Origin of the sequence: Massilia sp. MP_M2 (assembly GCF_039123635.1) — a bacterium.
Taxonomy (GTDB): Bacteria; Pseudomonadota; Gammaproteobacteria; order Burkholderiales; family Burkholderiaceae_D; genus Telluria.
In genome coordinates this window covers 26,833-44,936 of sequence record NZ_JBCHJF010000008.1, presented here as the reverse complement: position 1 = coordinate 44,936, position 18,104 = coordinate 26,833, and the positions used below count along the sequence as shown (strand labels likewise).

Sequence of the window (18,104 nt, the reverse complement as noted above, 5' to 3'; positions counted from 1 at the left end):
TGTGCGCCAACGACCTGCGCCCGTACAACAGGATGCATGCGCGGGATGCATGCGCGGGATGCGTGCGCAGGCTGCTTGCACGTGAGTCCTTGTCGAGAACTTCACCTTGGGTCTTTGACTATTGAAAATGATCCGCTATAATCTCGCTCTCTTCAGCAACGGCGACAACGCCGGGGCGATGAAAAGCAGTGGTAGCAGAGGGTGTTTGATGCCGTGGTCAGCTATGTTTTACGAATAGTTGATCTGGCGGAAAATGACAAACCCTGCTATTGTAGCAGGGATGTTCTTGCAGTGCCCACGTGGCGGAATTGGTAGACGCGCATGGTTCAGGTCCATGTGCCGCAAGGTGTGGGGGTTCGAGTCCCTCCGTGGGCACCAAATAGTTCATCTGGTTGTAAGGTTGTACCGTAGTTGCAGTGCCCACGTGGCGGAATTGGTAGACGCGCATGGTTCAGGTCCATGTGCCGCAAGGTGTGGGGGTTCGAGTCCCTCCGTGGGCACCAAAAAAATGTAGTGAGTTTGTGGACCCAGCGTCCCGCAAAACGCCGTAGCCTTCGAAACAGGGTTACGGCGTTTTGCGTTGTGCCTCCCGTTTTCTGGCGCAGACTCAGTGCGCCGCCAGATCGTCCAGGATCGGACACGCCGAGCGCGCATCGCCATGGCACGAAGCGGCCAACGTAACGAGCGTGCCGCGCATCGCCGCCATCTCCGCGATCTTTCGGTCCAGTTCGTCGATATGCGTCTGCGCCAGTGCCCGCACGTCGGCACTGGCCCGCCCCTTGTCTTCCCACAGCGCCAGCAGGTTCCTGATCTGGTCGAGCGAAAAGCCCAGTGCACGTCCGCGATGGATGAATTGCAGCACGCGCACGTCGCGCTCGCTGTAGAGGCGGTAGCCGGCGTCCGTGCGGCGTGGCGCAGGCACCAGTCCAATGGATTCGTAATGGCGGATCATCTTGGCCGTGACGCCCGATGCACGGGCGGCGTCGCCGATGGTCATACTCGATGCGGTGGATTGCACGGTGCGCTCCGGTCGTAGGTCATACGGGAGCTTACACCTTCCCACCATGGCAAGGACAAGTGCGCACTTGACTTGCGTGCCGGAACGGTCGAGCATGGGTGTCATGCAGATTCTTCGCTCTGCCGCCCTCGGGGCGGCGCTCGTTGCCGTCGTCTCTTCCAGCCTGGCTGCGCCGGCGCCGTATTACCAATGGCGCAGCAAGCTCACGGGCGCGCTGGCCTGTTCGCCAACGCCGCTGGGTGAAGGCTGGGTGAGGTCGAACGGCCCCTATCGTGACGCACGTTGCGAAAAACCCATCGTTGCTAAATAATGAACCCGGCAGATGTCGTTTGTCTGTCATCGTTCAGCTTTCAAAAACAGCTTACCCACTGAGGAGACACCCCATGTTTACCAGCCCGGAACAGTTTGCCAACGCCACGAAAACCCTGTTCGACCTGCAGATGCAGACCTTCAACGCGCTGGCCGGCAAGACCGTCAAGGGCGTCGAGCAGGTCGTCGCCCTGAACCTGAACGCCGCCAAGAGCACGATGGACAGCACGCTGCAAGCGGGCCGTGACATCGCCCAGGCCGGCAACCCGAAGGCCGCCCTCGAAACGCTCGCGGCGCGCATGCAACCGGCCGCCGGCGTGACCAACGCGGCCGAGTACACGACGCAGTTGAAAGCCATCATCGACGACATGCACAACGAGTTCCGCGGCGCGGCCGATGCGCATACCACCGAAGCGAAGAACACGCTGTCGGCGCTGATCTATGACGTCACCCAGAACGTCAAGCCGGGGTCGGAGAATGCGGTCCAGATCATGAAGGCGGCGATCGACAATGCCTTCAAGGGGTATGAACAGGTGACGGCCGCCACGCGCCAGGCGGTGCAGACGGTCGAAGCGCAGTTTGAACGCGCCAGCACCATCGTCACGCCCGGCGGCGGCAAGCAGGACAAACCCGACTAAGTCCGGGTAAGCTCATCCCCTCGGCAACCCGGCCCCTCAGGGCGCCGGGTGTGTCGCCGGCTGGTCTGCCTGGCCTTCGGTCCCCAGCAAATCTTCCAGCCGCGCCAGCGATGCTTCGTCCTTGATCACCGAACGCAGCCAGGTATGCAATGGCTGCTCTCCCCAGCGCGCCGCTTTTTCTGCCAGATACGCGACGGGGCTGTGCGGCTCCGTGCGGCGGAAAAAATCGGCTACCTGGCGCAGCTGCGCCAGCGCCTGGTCGCGATGCTGGACCGGCCCGTCGATGCGCGCCGGTCGGGCCACGGCGATGGCGCCGCCCTGCACTGCCGTCGAGGACGCACCGCTTGTTACTACGACCGGCAAGCCCGGCGAAATCAGCTCGACGACATCGTGCAGCGCCGTGCGGGCCACGCTGTAACTGGGGCCGTCGTTGCCGAGTTGCGCGTCGACGACCCGTTCCAGCTCGTCCAGCGCGGCGATGCCGGCTTCGCACTCGGCCAGCAGCGCTTGCACGAACGCCGGCTTGCTGCGCGCACGCAGCACCTCGAGTTCGGCCACCGCGTCCGGCCCGCGTGCGCGCGCCACTTCCCACCCTTGCAGCGTCAGCGCCCCGCTTTCGTCCAGCGCGACCCCCTTGGCCAGCGGCGCCACGCGGCTGGCCAGCCAGGCCAGGATGCCGATGCGCCGCTCGACGCCGTCTTCGTCGGCCTGCGGGTGCACGCCGTCCCAATAGCGCTTGCACAGCGCGGCCACCAGGCCCAGGCCATCGGCCAGGCCGTGCATGCCGCCGGTCCTGGTGCTTGCCTCGGCCAGCCAGACGGCCAGTTGCAAGTCCTTGCTGCGCGTTTCGAGCAGGGCGGCGCAGTGTTTGCCGACGAACTTCCAGTCGGCTTCCTTGAGCGCCGTGACCCAGGCCCCCTGCTCCAGCGATGGATCGTCGGCCAGGCGCGCGCGGGCGATGGCGTCGACTTCGGGCGCGAACGCCAGGTCGACCCCGCACGGATTGTCCGGCGTGATTGGGGTGAGCAAAAGGTCGATATCGAGCATGGTGTCTCCGTGGAATCAAGCTTGCGCCGGTTCGATCAGGTACTTGAACTTGCCGGCGCGGGTGGCGCCGACCTTTACGCGCGCGATGGCGCCGCCTTCCATCATCCGCGCCAGCACGCTGTCGGCGATCTCGGGCAGCAGCGTGCCGCCCAGGATGTTGTCGACATTGCGCGCGCCGGAATCGACTTCGGTGCAGCGGCTGAGCACTGCCGCCACCAGCGCGTCGTCGTACTCGAAGAGGGCCTTGTGGTTCTCCAGCACGCGCGCGCCGATGCGCGCGAGCTTCAGACGGATGATATTGGCCAGCACCTCGTCGCCGATCGGGTAGAACGGCACCACCGTCAGGCGCCCCAGAAAGGCTGGCTTGAAATGCTTCATCAGGCTTGGGCGTAGCAGGCCGGCCAATTCGTCGGGCGTTGGCATGCTGGCTGTCGGCTGGTTCAGGCAGGCGGCCATTACCTGGCTGGCGCCGACGTTCGACGTCAGGATGATGATCGTGTTGCGAAAGTCAATTTCGCGGCCTTCGGCGTCGTCCATCACCCCCTTGTCGAAGACCTGAAAGAACAGTTCGAGCACGTCGGGGTGGGCTTTCTCGGCTTCGTCGAGCAGCACGACACTGTACGGATTGCGCCGCACCGCTTCGGTCAGCACGCCGCCCTCGCCATAACCGACATAGCCCGGCGGCGAGCCTTTCAGGCCCGAGACACTGTGCGCTTCCTGGTATTCGCTCATATTGATCGTGATGAGTTTGCGCTCGCCGCCGTACAGGATGTCGGCCAGCGCCAGCGCCGTTTCGGTCTTGCCCACGCCCGAGGTGCCGACGAACAGAAACACGCCCTTCGGCTTGTTCGGATCGTCGAGATTGGCGCGCGCCGTGCGCACGCGCTGGGCCACGACGCCGCTCGCGTGGCGCTGGCCCAGGATGCGCTCATCGAGCATCGACTGCAGATTGACGACGGTACGGATTTCATCCTTGACCATGCGCCCGAGCGGAATGCCGGTCCAGGCGGCGACGATGGCGGCCACCGTGTGCCCGTCGACTTGTACCGGCACCAGCGGCGCGTCGCCCTGCAGAGCGCGCAGGCGTTCGCCAAGCGCGCGCAGTTGTGTGCTGCCGCCCCCCGCTGCGTTCAGCCCTGCGGCCTCGAGTTCCGCGCGCAGTGTGGCGATCTGGCCTGCCAGCGCCTGCTCGTCGGCCCAGCGGGCATGCAGCGCCGCCTGCTCGGCCGCTGCACTGGCGCGCTCTTCGCCCAGCGTCACCAGCACCTGCGCGTGATCGTCCCCGGCGCTGGCGTCGCGGCGCAGGGCGCGCATGCGGGCGTCGAAGCGCTCGATGCGGCATCCGCAATCCTCCAGCAAGGCTGGCGTGGCGCTCTGGCCCAGCGCCACCCTGGCGCAGGCCGTGTCCAGCACACTGATCGCCTTGTCCGGCAACTGGCGCCCGCTGATGTAGCGGTGCGACAGGCGCACCGCCTCGGTGATGGCCTCGTCGTAGATGCGTACACCGAAATGCTGCTCCATCAATGGCGCCATCGCGCGCAGCATCGCACCCGCCGTTTCTTCGTCCGGCTCCTCGACCTTGATCACCTGAAAGCGCCGCGCGAGCGCCGCATCCTTTTCGAAGTATTTCTTGTATTCGCTCCAGGTGGTCGCCGCGATCGTGCGCAGCTCGCCCCGCGCCAGCGCGGGCTTGAGCAGGTTGGCCGCATCGTTCTGGCCGGCCGCGCCGCCGGCGCCGATCATCGTGTGCGCTTCGTCGATGAAGAGGATGATCGCGTGGGCGCTTTGCTTGATCTCCTGTATCACGTTCTTGAGGCGGTTTTCGAATTCGCCCTTCACGCTGGCGCCGGCCTGCAGCAAGCCCATGTCGAGCGTGTGGATCTCGGCGCCCTTGAGCACAGCGGGCACGTCGCCCTGAGCGATGCGCAGCGCCAGCCCTTCGACGACGGCCGTTTTGCCGACGCCCGCTTCGCCGGTCAGGATCGGGTTGTTCTGGCGCCGCCGCATCAGGATGTCGATCGCCTGGCGGATTTCCATGTCGCGCCCGATGACCGGGTCGACCTTGCCATCGCGCGCACGCGCCGTCAGGCACGTCGTGTACTGATCGAGGGCAGGTGTGGGGCGGCTGGCGGACTGCGCCAGCTCGGACGCGGCATCCGGCCCGCCCTCGCTGACCTCGGGCGCGAGCGCGAAATCGGCCTGCTCGCCCGAGCCGCGCGTCAGGCGCTCGAGATCATGCTTGAGGCGATCAAGCGGAAAGCGCGCGAACAGTGGCGACGCACGCTGCGCCAGTTGCGCCAGCGACGGCTCGGTCAGCAGTGCCAGCACCAGATGGCTGCTGCGAATCCTGGGCGGCCCGCCGGCGCCGAGCGAGGCGATCAGCCAGGCATGCTCGAACAACAGCGGCAGGTGGCGTGAAAACACAGGCGTGCGCGCGCTGCCGGTGGCAAAGCGCGCCACTTCGCGACGCAGGTCCGCTTCGAGGCAGCTCAAGCTGATGTCGACGTGGCGCGCGATCGCGGCCAGATCGCTGCCCGGCTGCTCGATCAGGCCCAAAAACAGGTGCTCGACATCGACTTCATACTGCCCCAGCCCGACGCAGATGCTGGCAGCACGCGTGGCCGCCGCGCGGGTGGTGTCGTTGAGCTTCGAGATCAGCGTCTTGAGATTGATGTCCATCGTGACTCCTGGTCAGGTGGGGTCGCGGCCCTTGGCAGGCCGGACGGTACGGTTGACGTCGTAGTGCAGCGACGACGGTTGCAGCACCGCGTTGAAGTTGATTGGCTCGTCCTGGCCGCCCAGCGCCAGCCGGGCGTGAATGACAAACTGCAGGCGGTTGACGTCGCCCGCATCCGGCGCGAACACGGCGCGCACGTCCGACAGACGCGGCTCGTGAAAGGCGAGCGCCTCTTCGATGCTGGCGCAGACGGCGTCGCGATCAAGGCTGCTGGTCAGGCAAAAACCGGCGAAGTCGATCAGGCCGTAATTGAGCAGCGACGCGCGCGCATGCGGGTAGCTGGCAAGGCCGGCGGCATCGAGCGCGATACGGGTATTGAGCAGGGCTTCGAGGTCGCGTGCGATGCTGTCCTTGACACGCTCGACGCTGGCCTGCGCGCCGGGGGCAAGGTCGCGGCGCTCGTTCATCAGGCGGTCGAGCAGGCCCGGCGTGCAGCCTTTCATGGTCTCTCCGAGAGAGTGATACGGCGAACACGCGGCGGCGCGTGGCCGCCGCGTGGAAAGCGGCGGGCGCCGCTCAGACGATCTTGTTGGCCGCCAGGTCCCAGCCGCCCGAGGTGTTGCCGCCGGCGCCGCCGGTCACCTTCTGCTGGGTGTACTTCCACTTGATCTTCGAGAACTTCAGGCCCACTGCTTCGTGGATGATGCTGCCTTCGGCAACGCTCGGCTGGACGCCGCCGATCAGCACGTTTTCAAGCTCGATCTCGAAGTACTTGATGCGCTCGCCCTGGCCATCGGCGCGCATGAATTCCAGCTTGGCCTTGGGGATGGTCTTGCCTGCCGAGCAGGTCTGCAACAGGATGGGCGAAGCCAGGTCGGCGAGCTTGGTCAGCGCGATTTCCTGGTGCTCGCAGCGCTCGGCGGTGTGGCCACCGCCGGTGGATGCCGTGGCCGAGCGGGGCTGGCTCACGCCCCAGTTCACCGAGGTGCACTCGATCCAGTCCTTATGCCGGTCATCCTGCGACTCGCCTTTGATCCCGTCGATCTGCAGGTACACGTCAATTGCCATGTTCTACTCCAAGTGTGATTGAAACGTCGGTTGGACAACAAGTTGTTTACAGCGGTCAGTTCTTGGTCGATTGCGGCAACTCCGCGACCAAACGGAGCGAAACGGACAGCTCGTCGAGCTGGAAATGCGGTCGCAGGAACGACACGGCGCGATACACGCCGGGCCGGCCCGGCACCTCGGAGACCTGCACGCTGGCTTCGCGCAGCGGGAACTGCGCTTTCTGGTCCTGGCTCGCGTTATCGTCGAGCAGGACGTATTGCGTGAGCCAGCGGTTCAGATAATCCTCGACATTGGACGCTGCCGCGAAGCTGCCGATCTTGTCGCGCATCATGGATTTCATGTAATGCGCTATCCGCGACACAGCAAAGATGTATTGAAGTTGCGACGACAGCACGGCATTCGCATTGGCCGACTCGTTGTTGTATTTGCGCGCCTTCTGCGCCGACTGCGCGCCAAAAAAGGCCGCATACGAGGTGTTCTTGCAATGCACGAGCGAGATGAAGCCAAGGTCCGACAGCTCTTTCTCGCGGCGGTCCGTGATCGCCACTTCGGTCGGGCACTTCAGTGCCACCTCGCCCTCATCGGTCTTGAACGTGTGGGTCGGCAGGTTCTCGACCAGCCCCCCGCCCTCGACGCCGCGGATCGCGGCGCACCAGCCGTAATCCTCGAACGCGCGCGTCAGGCGCGCGCCGAACGCATACGCCGCGTTGCACCACAGGTAGCGGGAATGGTCGCTCCCGTCGACATCTTCAACGTAGTTGAAGCCTTCGGTGGTCATGCCGTCGGCCGGGTGGTACGGCAGCCGGCCCAGGAAGCGCGGCAGCGTCAGGCCGACGTAGCGCGCGTCTTCCGATTCCCTGAACGCTTTCCACTTGGCGTATTCGACGGTGTCGAACACCTTGGCCAGGTCGCGCGGCTTGCCCAGTTCGCCAAAGCTTTCGACGCCGAACAGTTCGGGGCTGGAGGACGTGATGAACGGCGCATGGCTGGCAGCGGCCACATGCGACATCTGTTCGAGAAAATACATGTCCTCGGGCTGACGCGTGATCTCGAAGTCGCCGATCAGCGTGCCGTACGGCGCACCGCCGAAGGTGCCGAATTCTTCTTCGTAGATTTTCTTGAACATCGTGCTCTGATCGAATTCCATGGCCGACTGAAAGTCTTTTACCAGCTCGCGCTTGGACGCATTGAGCATGCGGATCTGCAGGTTCGCGCCGGTCGTGCTGTTCCTGACCAGGTATTGCAGGCCCGTCCAGCTGCGCTCGAGCTTCTGGAATTCGGGCGCGTGCATGACGCTGGATAACTGCTCGGAAATCATGCGATCGAGCTCCGCCAGCCGGGCATCGATCGTGGCCGACAGGTTCGATGACATCACCATCGTGCCCTGCATGACCTGGCTGACCAGCTCAGAGATCAGGTCGCGCGCCCGCACATGCTCGCTGCTGGACGTGGCCACGCGGCTCTGTTCGACGATCTGGTCGAGTAGCGATGCATCCAGTTCGGGGGTGCCCGGCTGTGCACCCGTTGATTCGAGGACTGCGGCCATCTCAACCCTCCTTGCCGGTGTCGTCGTGCTGTTTGCGCAGGCTGTCGAGCTTTTCGGTGTTGCCCAACACGTCGGTCAGGATGTCTTCGAGCTTGTCGTTCCCGGCCAGCTTGTTGCGCAGGTCGGCCAGCTTGGTGCGCGCCTCGAGCAGCCTGGCCAGCGGCGCCACCTGGCGCACGACCGATTCGGGCCGGAAGTCGGCCATCTCGCGAAACTGCAGCTGCACGCCGAACTCGCCGCCTTCCGGCGACAGGTGGTTCTGGACCTTGAAGCTGGCCACCGGCGCCACGCCCCCGAGCACCTCGTCGAAATTGCCCGCATCGACGTTGACGAACTTGCGGTCTTTCAGGCGTTTCTTGTCGAGCTGCGGATCGGTCCCGAAATCGCCGACCACGCCAACCACGAACGGCAGCTCCTTGTTTTCGGTTGCGTCGCCGATCTCGACGTCATACGTCATCTGCACGCGCGGTGCACGCACTTTCTGTAACCGTTTTTGTACGCTCTCGTTCTTGGCCATATCGACTCCAGTGGGGGATGGGATGGCCGGCGTGGCCGGCCCCTGGTACGGGCTACCGCGTTATTTCAGGACGTCGAACGGGCTGCCGCCCGCTGGGGCAGGCGCAGGTCGCGACGCCGCCGCCGCCGACTGGCTGGGTGTCTTGCGCACCGGCGCGCGCACGGCTGGTCGCGTACTGACCAGTACTTCTTCGCCCAGACTGGTGCGCAGCAGCCTGGCCAGGTCTTGCGCTTCGCTGCGCACCGAACCCTGCAGATTGTTCTTGCGAGTCAGGTCAGCCAGTGCCTTGCTGGCCACGCGCAGGCCGCTGACGGCCAGGATGCTGTAGGCCAGCGTGTCGTTGGGGTCGCGCGCCAGGGCTTCCTGGGCATGGCTGATCGCCTCGCCGTACTGGCTGGCGTCGAACCGGATCTGCGCCATGCGCACCCACGGTTTCTTGTCGACGGGATGGGCCACGCTGGCCGATTTGAGCAGCAGGATCGCCTTCTCGGGCTGGCGCGCCGCCAGCGCCGCATCCGCCTGCACGTAGATGTTCCCGGACACGGCGGCGCGCGGGGTGTCCGTGCTCGTGCCCGTACCGTCGGTGGCGCACCCGGCCAGGGCGGCAACGCCGATCAGCATGGGTAACAGTCGTTGGCGAATCATGTTCGGCTCCGGTGGGTAGACAAGCCACCATTATTCGCATCGGCACCTCCACGAAGTTGCGCACGGTCAACAGCAAGCGGATTCGGCAAACGAGTGTGGGATCGATGCGCGAACGGGCGACGCCTTGCGCTGGCGCAGCGTCGGCGGGCGGAAAACGGATTCAATCCAACGCTGGCGTTCAAGAAAATGCTCAGGAGAACCGGATGACGACAACCCACCACTGCGCGCTGTTCGCGCTTGCGCTCATGTTCACCGCAGCGCTGTCCGGCTGCGGCAACGCCCCGCACGGTGCATTTGCAAGTGCGGCAATGGGGGCGGTGGGCCTGCGCACATCGCCCGCGCTTCCCGAGTCACAAAAGCCGCCGCGTCGCGTGCCGCTGCGGTTGCATGCAGCCATGCGCCTGAATGTCAACGCGCGTGGCCAGCCGCTGGCGCTCGCGGTGCGCCTGTACAAGCTGCGCCAGAAGGACGCCTTCGAAGAGGCGCCCTACGCGGCCTTCCTCGACCCGCAACAGGAACGCGAGCGGCTCGGCGCCGACCTGGTCGATGTCCGCGAAATCATGCTGGTGCCGGGCCAGCGTTACGAGGTCACCGAAACCGTGGCGCGCGAAGCCGGCCACGTCGGCATCGTGGCGCTGTTCCACAACCCGGCAGCCGGTCATTGGCGCGCGACGGTCAGCAGCGTGGACGCGGAACGTAACGGCGTGACTATCGGTCTGCACGCCTGTGCGATGAGTATGGCCGGTGGGGCCGCCAGTGGCGCGAGTACGCTGGCGTCTGTGCGCTGTCAATAAAAGTCGAAAACTTTCCTGCAAGCTAAGGAAGCACCGATGAGTTCATGGCGCCGGACTTCCATCCCCCAGAATACATCAGCGCTTCCCTAAACATTTTCGGACAACCAGTGAGGCCGACGTGAGCATGCCATCCAAGGTCTTGTGGGACGAAGGATTGTTCCTGCGGCCCCAGCATTTTCAGCAGCAGGAGCGCTACCACGACGCGCGCCTGAACCAGACCGCGTCCGCGCTGCATCCGTATTGCTGGGGCGTGCGCAAGATGACGGTCGACCTGGACGCGCTCAGGAGCGACGTCTTGCGCCTCGAAGCGCTTTCGCTGCTGTTCCCCGAGGGCGAGGTGTACCGGGCGCCCGATGGTGACATGCTGCCACCCCAGGTGCGCCTGGCCGACCTGCCGCCCGATCTGCAGACCGTGACATACCACGCGGCACTGCCGGCGCTGCGCGTGCATGGCGAAAACTGCGCGAGCGGCGCTGCCGACGGCTTGCACGCGCTGGCAGACGATCTGCGTTTTTCCCGCCACGAGCGCGACACGCACGACCTGTACAGCAGCGCCGCCGAAGCCCCGGTCACGTACCTGCGCAAGACACTGCGGCTGCTGGCCGATGGCGAGGCGCTCGAAGCCTACGAGAGCTTTCCGCTGCTGCGCCTGCGCCGCGTGGCCACCGGCGGCTTCGAGCCCGATCCCGGCTTCATTCCGCCGAGCCTGTCGATCGACGCCGTGTCAGGCCCGGGCCTGGGCCTGCACGGCGCGCTGGCGCGGCTGATGGAAAAACTGCTGGCCAAGGTGGCCGCGCTGTACGGCGACCTGCGCGAACCAAGCCGCAACGTGGTCGAGATCCGCGGCGGCGACGTGTCCTCGTTCTGGCTGCTGCACACGGCCAGCGCCGGCTATGCGGCCCTGGCCCATTACCTGCACCACCGCGAGCTGCATCCCGAGCGCCTGTTCGGTGCGCTGCTGCACCTGGCCGGGGGCCTGATGACGTACTCGCGCAGCTACCGGCTGGGCGACCTGCCGTCGTATGTCCACGCCGATCCGGGGCCGCAGTTCGAGCGCCTGGACTGCATCATCCGCGACCTGCTCGACACCGTGATCTCATCGCGCTACTTCACGATCGCCCTGCACCACGATCGCCCGTCGTACTATCACGGCGCGCTCGATTCCAGCCGCGTCACCCCCCAGACGACGCTGTATCTTGCGGTGGCCGCCGACATGCCGGCGCTGCGCCTGGTCGAAACGGTGCCACTGCAATTCAAGCTCGGCGCGCCCGAAGACGTCGAGCGCTGCGTGCTGTCGGCGCTGCCGGGTATCAAGCTGCTGCACGCGCCGCAGGTGCCCGGCGCGATTCCCGTGCGGCCCGACATGGTCTACTTTGTCCTCGACGCGCGCGGGGCGCAGTACGAGGCGATGCTCAAGTCGCAGGCAATATCGGTGTACATACCCACCGGGCTGCGCGAGCTGCGGCTCGAACTGATCGCGGTGTCGGCATGAGCGCGTTCATCGAGCGCCGCGCTGCGCCCAAAGGCGATGCTGGCGAGCGCACCATCCGCACACAGCGCCTCAGCGACATCATGTACGAGGGGTTTTACGCGCTGTTCCTGCTCAAGACCGGGTGCGGGCCGCAGGACAAGGTCGCTTTTGCCGAGAACATGACGAGCTTTCTCGCGGATGTCGACCGCAACGCCAAGGCGCTCGGGATCGCCGCCGACGATATCCTGGCCGCCAAGTACGCGTTCTGCTCGGCGGTCGACGAAATCATCCTGCGCTCGAGCTTCGACGTGCGCGACGCGTGGGAGACGCGGCCCCTGCAGCTGCGCGTGTTCGGCGACCAGCTCGCAGGCGAGCATTTCTTCAACCGGCTCGACGACCTGCGCGCGCGTGGGGCGCAGCAGGTCGAGGCGCTTGAGGTATTCCATATGTGCCTGCTGCTGGGCTTTCAGGGCCGCTACGCGCTCGACGGCAAGGACAAGCTCGACTACCTGGTGGCGCGCCTTGGGGACGAGATCGCCCGCATGCGCGGGCGCACGCGCGGTTTCGCGCCGCACGCCGCGCGGCCGGACCAGGTGGTCAACCGTGTGCGCAGCGACCTGTCGCTGTGGGTGCTGGGTGCGGTGTTTACGGTGGCCGGCCTGGGCGCCTACCTGGGGTTCCGGACGGTGCTGGGCAACGACACCGGCTATGCCCTGGCGCATTACAACGATCTCGTGAAGCTGCCGCCGAAGGCGGCCAACGTGACGATCACGCTGCCCTGATGCGTACCCGCCCGGCCTCGCGCCGGGAGGGTGAACCGCTTACTGGATCACCTTGAATTCGATGCGCCGGTTGCGCGCCTTGCCTTCCGGCGTGCGGTTGTCGGCGAGCGGCCGGTCGGGCCCCTCGCCCGATACCGCGATGGATTCGGCCGCAATGCCCTGGGCCACCACATACGCCTTGACCGCTTCGGCCCGCGCCTGGCTGAGCGACAGGTTGCCGGCGCGCGAGCCGGCATTGTCAGTGTGCCCGATCAGCGCCACCTTCACGCCCTTGATCTTGTGCAGTGCGGCCGTCATCCCGTCCAGCACGGCGATGCCTGCGGGCGTCAGCGTCGCCTTGCCCGATTCGAACTCGATGATGCGCTCGGCCAGCGCCGCGTCGAGCACCCCTTGCTGCGACGCCTGCACCCGCAAGCCGTTGTTGACCGTGTAGGTGGGATTCAGGCTGGCCGCGATGTCGCCCGCGATCTTCCGGCGCTGGTCTTCGCTGGCCACGTCGCCGCGCAGGCTGACGCTGTTGCCGTCGATGTTGAGCTGCCCGCCTTTTACCAGGCGCAGGTTCGGGCCGATCAGCCGTGCGACATACGTGCTCCAGTTGGCCGGCGTCGACACGGTGCCGACCGACAGCTGGTCGATCACGCGCACCGCACCGTAGACGCCGCGCAGGCGTTCGAGCAGCGCCGCCTTGGTCGCTTCGTCGGCGACGGTGCCGGTCACCAGCACCGGCGCTTCGGTCTGGGCATTCGCTGCGCCGTGCTGCAGGCCCGCCAGGCCCGCGAGTCCCAGCATGACGATCAATGTGCGAAGTGTCACGTCAGGCTCCGATGAAGGTTGTCATGAACAGCTCGCGCGCCAGCGCCAGCGGCAAGTCGGACTGGGCCAGCTGGCTGGCCAGCGCGCGCACGTCGGGCTCAAGCTGCAGCTGTTCGTCGATCCAGCCGGTGTGCTGCAACCGCACCTGCAGGTCGGCGCCCACCAGCGGATCGATCATGGCGCGCAGCGTGTCGGCCAGCGCGGCGCAAAAACCCACCACCAGCACCGGCCGTTCGTCCTGGTGCGTGATGAACAGCGCCAGGTCGAACCCGGCCCGCCGCAGAAACGGCGCGATCAGCCCGAGCCAGAATGCCGCCACCGGATAGCGCGCTGCCGGGTAGAGCGGCAGCGGCAGCACGAGACTTTTGTCGAGGGTCCTGGGCTGACTGTGCATCACGGGCTGCAGCAGCAGGCCAAGCGCCAGCATCAACCGCGCGACACCGCAATGGCCCAGCAGCGCGTCGAGCGAACCCACGGTGCCGGCATCGATCCAGTTTGCGTAGGCAAGCGCGTCGCCCAGGCCAATCGCGCTGTCGGCGATCGCCTGCAGCGACGCCGTGGGATCGGCTTCGGCCAGCACCCTCGGGCAGATCGCTTGCAGGAACTCCCACAGCGGCGCAAATGCGACCGGGCAGTTCGCCACGAACGCGGCCGGATCGGCCACCGCCAGCGTGCGCGTGGCCAGGAACGGGAAGCGCCGGCCCGACTGGTCGTGACTGGCCAGCAGATGCCCGGCCACCGCATGGTGGCGCGCCGGGCCGACGAGCGCGAAGCTCACCGGCGCCATGGCGTCGTAGTGAACACGCCAGCGCGCATCGGACGGCAACAAGGTCATCACTTGCGCCAGCCAGGCGTCGAGCATGCCGATCGTGGCCGGGTCGTGCGCCAGCTTGACGAAGTCGGCGCGCGCTGGCAGCTTGCCGAAATAACCGATCCGGTCGGGGCGCATCACTGGCCTCCCGTGCTGGCCAGTGCGGGGGCCGCCGGCGCCGCCGCATCGAAGCGGCCAACGATTGCCGGCGGCAGGCGCATGCCACGAAAACCCTGGCCCTGCGCCTGCCCGCCGCCGCCCGCTTGCGGGCTGCTGACGATCTTCAGATCCACCGCCACCGTCACGTCGCCCGTACCCCAGCGCAGCTCGAACACCCCGCCCTCCTTGCGCGTGCGCCGCGCCGACTCGAACAGGCGCTGCAGACCGAACTGGCCGGGCTGGTTGAACAGTTCCACGGTGCGGCCATCGAACGTGACGGCCGACACGCGCGCGCCCGACAACCCCTGCGGGCCCGGATGCACCATATTGCTCCAGCTGGGTGGGGTGTTGCGGTAGCGCAGCTGCTGGCCATCGATCTCCAGCGTGTATTCGAGCGTGCCGGACGCCGTGAGCGGCAGCACCTGGAACACGGTCTGCGCCGCGGTGCCGGCCGCCACGCCGTTGTTCGACAGCGGCGCGATCCACGCCGGAAACGACGCCACCGCCTGCGGCGCGAGCGAGATGCCGATGTCGGCCCAGGTGCGCGCGGCCAGCACGTCGCCGCGCCGCACCACGAGCGGACCCATGGCCGTCCCCACGAATTTGGCCACCGCGCCGTCAGGCCCGAATACCTGGCCGATCTCGCCTGGTGTGGCCTCGACGCTCGCACCTTGCGCGAACGGATACTTGGCCGCCAGCGTGCGCGTAAACGGTTCGACGACCTGCGCCTGCCAGGTCTTGTTGATCTCGGCCTCAGACGGCAGCACGATCATGGCGAACGTCTGCGTCAGCGGGCGCACGAGCAGTGGCCGCAGCGCGCTTTTCTGGCTGTCGCTCATCCCGGTGAGCATCTGCTCGTCGACGTAGCGCAGCGCCTCGGCCAGTTCCGAGCCGCTGCCTTCGAGCGTCTGCTGCATGAACTGTTTGGCACCCGGCCCCGGGTCGCCCTGGTTCTTCAGCGCGTTCAAGCGCGTCCGCAGGCGCGACAGCGCCTCGAGGTAACCCGTCATCAACGACGCTTCCTTTTCTTTCGCGCCGACCAGGCGCGCGACGCCGGCGAATTCGCGGCCGATCGGGCCCGCACTTTGCGGTCCTCCCAGCAGCTGACCGGGATCGACCGCCTCGGCCAGCGTGCGCGCGTCGGACGATGCCCGGCGCAGGATCTTTTGCTTGATCCACTCGGCAACGCCCCGTTCGGTCTTGCTCGCGGGCTGGCGCAACCCGCCCGGATTGTCCCAGGCAGTCTCTTCATGGATCGTGCGCAGCAGCCTGGCGATGGGCGAGGATTGCGGGTCGCCCAGGCGATTCATCGCCTGCACGCTGGCGTCGAAGCCGCGCAGGTCGGTAATCGCCACGCCCTGCACGAACTTGACCCACTCGCGCGCATAGTCGGCCTTGTACAGGTCGATCAGCGCCTTCTGGATCTGCTCCGGGCTGCCCTCGAGCGTCAGGTCGTCGCGCGCCGTGGTCTTGAGCACCCAGTCAACGGTGTTGAGTTCGCGGTTCGACGCTTCGCGAATCGCGCCCAGCACGAACTTGTCCCACGCCGCGCGCGTGAACGCGCCACTGACCGCATGGCTGCCGGCCACCAGCGCGCTATCCTGTTCGCCGACGATGCGCGCCACCGTCACCGCCGGGAAGCGCGTGGCGGCGCGCGTGCGGATATCGGCATACACGCGTTCGCGTGCCGGAGTGCCGCGCACCACGCGGCGCAGGTGCTCGCGGGTGGTGTCGAGAAGGCCCAGCTTGAGCGTCATCTGCGGCCAGGCCGGGTCGTCGATATTGGCCAGATGGAAGCTGAGCAGGCGCTCGGCGCTGCGGATCATCTGCTCGCGCGGCATCGCGCCGCGGTGTGCTTCCAGCCAGCCGCGCCAGTAGCGGGTCAGCTGGTCGTTCAGGTGTCCCGGCTCGGCGTGGCTTTTATCGCCGAGCATCAGGTAGGTTTTCAGTGCGTTGTAGGCGTCGCCGACGCTGGTGGGCGAGGCGTCCTGGTACGGCTGGCCGGGCCGGGATGCCGGCGTGGCGGCCTGGCGCGACGCATCGAGGCCGGCGGCGTTGCTGTTGACTTCCGTGAGCATCGTCTCGAGCGCGCCCGTGACCGGCTCGACCATCACCGCGCGCACGCCGGCAAAGTATTCGTCGCGCAGCTTGCGCGACAGCTTTCCGCCCTGGTACAGACCGAAGCCCAGCGCCCACGGCTTGTCCTGGCTGTAGCCATCGAGCAGCTCGATGCGGTCTTGCAGGATGTCGAGCGCTTCGAGCCGCGACTGCAGATCGATGCGCCCGGCCTGCAGCTTGCTCACCTTGTCAAGGTCGGCCTGCACATTGGCCACCAGCTGGCGGTTGCCCATGTACGCCCACGACCAGCCGCCCATCGCGCAGCCCAGCAGAATCGTGGCCGCGAAGAACAGGCCCAGCTTCCAGCGCGCCGCTGCTGGATGCGTGTAGCGCCGGACCAGGTCGCGGTCGGCGAAGATCACCTTGCGAAACAGGTCGAGCAAAAAGTAGCCCGACTGCGCGGCTGCCGGCTCGGCCACCACACCTTCACGATTGCCGAGCGCCAGGTCGAAGCGGCTGGCCACGCGCTGGCTCGACAGGTCTTGCACGCTGCCTTCCTGCAGCGCGCTGGTAAAGTAAAACCCGCGAAACACGGGCTTGAACTGGTACGTGTTTTCGTCGAACAGCGTGGCCAGGAAGGCGCGCAGCGGCGTCCTGATCGCCGCGAATTCAAGCGGGAACGTGAACACGCCGGGGCGCATCACGGTGCTGCGGTTGGCGCCCATGCCGGCCAGGCTCATCTCCTTGAGGCCATCGACGAGCGTCTCGAACTGTTCGTCGAAAAAGGCCAGCACGTCCTGCGGCGCGCTGCGGCGGTTGTAACGCAGCGTGGCGCCCCAGATGCGTTCGCGCTCGGCCTGCTCGCTGCCATGGAAAAAGTCCACGAAGCCCGCCACCAGATCGACCTTCGTGAACACGACATACACGGGCGGATGCACGCCAAGTCGCTCGGTCAGTTCCTGCATGCGGGTGCGCAGGTTCTTGGCCAGTTCATGCGATGCCGTGGCCGGGCCAGCCATGAGTTCGGCCACGCTCACGGCGATCAGGATGCCGTTGACCGGTGCGCGCTGGCGATGGCGGCGCAGCAGGTCGAGAAAGCCGAACCATTCGTCGCGGTCGTCTTGCTGCACCGAATAGCGCCCGGCCGTGTCGAGCAGGATGCCGTCGGTGGTAAAGAACCAGTCGCAATTGCGGGTGCCACCCACGCCCTGCAAGGCCTTGTTGCCGGGGATCGGAAACGTCAGTCCCGAGCGGACGATGGCGCTGCTTTTGCCTGCCGCCGGGTTGCCGATGACCATATACCACGGTAGTTCGTACAGCGCCGCTGCGCCGCGCGTCAGGCCCAGCTTCGACGTCTTGATGGTGCTCACTGCATCGAGCAGGTTCTTGCGCAGCACGGCGACGTCGCCCTTGCCGTCGTCGTCCATTGCATCGTCCGCGCCGTGATCACGTCCCTCGCCCTCGGCAATGGCCGACGCCAGCCTGGCACCCTCACGCGCGCGCCAGGCGCGCCGGATCATCCAGCCGACGCCCCAGCAGCCCAGCAAGGCCAGGCCCACGATGGCGGCCCAGACGATGCCGATGTCCAGCGCCACGGCGCCAAGCACCAGCAGCGCCGCGACGGCGGCCACGCCGATCAGGATCAGCATGCGGCTGCTGGTCAGGAAGTTCCAGAATCGCGCCATGGCGGGGCCCAGGTCCGTTGAAAAAGAGTCTCACAGGAAATGCTCGCATGCGCATGGCCGCCGCCG

General features: G+C 66.4%; 16 protein-coding genes and 2 tRNA genes. 7 read left to right on the top strand and 11 right to left on the bottom strand.

Translation table 11 applies throughout. From position 1 onward, the window contains the following. Positions 1–293: 293 nt before the first annotated feature. Together RCH14_RS16810 and RCH14_RS16805 are read left to right on the top strand one after the other, a co-directional pair. A tRNA-Leu gene (locus RCH14_RS16810) sits at positions 294–378 on the top strand. 40 nt (positions 379–418) lie between these two features. Next, positions 419–503, top strand: a tRNA-Leu gene (locus tag RCH14_RS16805). 104 nt (positions 504–607) lie between these two features. Here the strand turns inward: RCH14_RS16805 and cueR are convergent. Beyond that, on the bottom strand, positions 608–997 hold the full coding sequence (gene cueR, locus RCH14_RS16800; protein WP_343027446.1) for a Cu(I)-responsive transcriptional regulator: 390 nt from the start codon (positions 995–997) through the stop codon (positions 608–610). 124 nt (positions 998–1,121) lie between these two features. On the opposite strand from cueR, the gene RCH14_RS16795 reads away from it, so the two are divergent. Beyond that, the gene (locus RCH14_RS16795; RefSeq protein WP_343027251.1) at positions 1,122–1,328 is read left to right on the top strand and encodes a hypothetical protein; all 207 of its coding nucleotides are present in this window, start codon (positions 1,122–1,124) and stop codon (positions 1,326–1,328) included. A gap of 73 nt (positions 1,329–1,401) precedes the next feature. Beyond that, on the top strand, positions 1,402–1,965 hold the full coding sequence (phaP, locus tag RCH14_RS16790) for a TIGR01841 family phasin (protein ID WP_343027250.1): 564 nt from the start codon (positions 1,402–1,404) through the stop codon (positions 1,963–1,965). 36 nt (positions 1,966–2,001) lie between these two features. Here the strand turns inward: phaP and tssA are convergent, their stop codons facing one another. The 7 genes from tssA to RCH14_RS16755 form a co-directional block, all read right to left on the bottom strand. Next, entirely contained in the window at positions 2,002–3,012 is a 1,011-nt protein-coding gene (gene tssA / locus RCH14_RS16785) for a type VI secretion system protein TssA (RefSeq protein WP_343027249.1), read from the bottom strand. Between the two features lie 15 nt (positions 3,013–3,027). Continuing rightward, a complete protein-coding gene (gene tssH / locus RCH14_RS16780) occupies positions 3,028–5,691 on the bottom strand; it encodes a type VI secretion system ATPase TssH (RefSeq protein ID WP_343027248.1) in 2,664 nt (887 codons plus the stop codon). 12 nt (positions 5,692–5,703) lie between these two features. After that, the gene (gene tssE / locus RCH14_RS16775; RefSeq protein WP_343027247.1) at positions 5,704–6,192 is read right to left on the bottom strand and encodes a type VI secretion system baseplate subunit TssE; all 489 of its coding nucleotides are present in this window, start codon (positions 6,190–6,192) and stop codon (positions 5,704–5,706) included. Between the two features lie 73 nt (positions 6,193–6,265). Continuing rightward, positions 6,266–6,757 carry a type VI secretion system tube protein Hcp gene (locus RCH14_RS16770; RefSeq protein WP_183551309.1) on the bottom strand — a complete coding sequence of 164 codons (492 nt, stop codon included), beginning with the start codon at positions 6,755–6,757 and terminating at the stop codon, positions 6,266–6,268. Between the two features lie 55 nt (positions 6,758–6,812). After that, complete coding sequence (tssC, locus tag RCH14_RS16765) at positions 6,813–8,303, bottom strand: type VI secretion system contractile sheath large subunit (protein WP_343027246.1); 1,491 nt, start codon at positions 8,301–8,303, stop codon at positions 6,813–6,815. Between the two features lies 1 nt (position 8,304). Next, positions 8,305–8,820: a type VI secretion system contractile sheath small subunit gene (tssB, locus tag RCH14_RS16760; RefSeq protein ID WP_343027245.1), complete on the bottom strand. Its 516-nt coding sequence runs from the start codon at positions 8,818–8,820 to the stop codon at positions 8,305–8,307. A gap of 60 nt (positions 8,821–8,880) precedes the next feature. After that, positions 8,881–9,465 (bottom strand): hypothetical protein, encoded by a 585-nt coding sequence (locus RCH14_RS16755; protein WP_343027244.1) that lies wholly within the window; start codon positions 9,463–9,465, stop codon positions 8,881–8,883. Positions 9,466–9,668: 203 nt separating this feature from the next. Between RCH14_RS16755 and tssJ the strand changes: the two genes are divergently transcribed. The 3 genes from tssJ (at position 9,669) to icmH (ending at position 12,512) form a co-directional block, all read left to right on the top strand. Next, positions 9,669–10,259: a type VI secretion system lipoprotein TssJ gene (gene tssJ, locus RCH14_RS16750; protein ID WP_343027243.1), complete on the top strand. Its 591-nt coding sequence runs from the start codon at positions 9,669–9,671 to the stop codon at positions 10,257–10,259. Between the two features lie 118 nt (positions 10,260–10,377). Then, positions 10,378–11,751 carry a type VI secretion system baseplate subunit TssK gene (tssK, locus tag RCH14_RS16745; RefSeq protein ID WP_343027242.1) on the top strand — a complete coding sequence of 458 codons (1,374 nt, stop codon included), beginning with the start codon at positions 10,378–10,380 and terminating at the stop codon, positions 11,749–11,751. Beyond that, a complete protein-coding gene (icmH, locus tag RCH14_RS16740) occupies positions 11,748–12,512 on the top strand; it encodes a type IVB secretion system protein IcmH/DotU (protein WP_343027241.1) in 765 nt (254 codons plus the stop codon). Before tssK ends, icmH begins: the two co-directional genes overlap by 4 nt. Positions 12,513–12,551: 39 nt before the next feature. Here icmH and RCH14_RS16735 read toward each other — a convergent pair whose 3' ends face one another. The 3 genes from RCH14_RS16735 to tssM are packed head-to-tail and all read right to left on the bottom strand — an operon-like array spanning position 12,552 to position 18,038. Further along, positions 12,552–13,325: an OmpA family protein gene (locus RCH14_RS16735; protein ID WP_343027240.1), complete on the bottom strand. Its 774-nt coding sequence runs from the start codon at positions 13,323–13,325 to the stop codon at positions 12,552–12,554. 1 nt (position 13,326) lies between these two features. Beyond that, positions 13,327–14,274 carry a type VI secretion system-associated protein TagF gene (gene tagF / locus RCH14_RS16730; protein ID WP_343027239.1) on the bottom strand — a complete coding sequence of 316 codons (948 nt, stop codon included), beginning with the start codon at positions 14,272–14,274 and terminating at the stop codon, positions 13,327–13,329. Next, positions 14,274–18,038, bottom strand: coding sequence for a type VI secretion system membrane subunit TssM (gene tssM / locus RCH14_RS16725; RefSeq protein WP_343027238.1), 3,765 nt, complete (start codon positions 18,036–18,038; stop codon positions 14,274–14,276). Before tssM ends, tagF begins: the two co-directional genes overlap by 1 nt. Positions 18,039–18,104 lie beyond the last annotated feature (66 nt).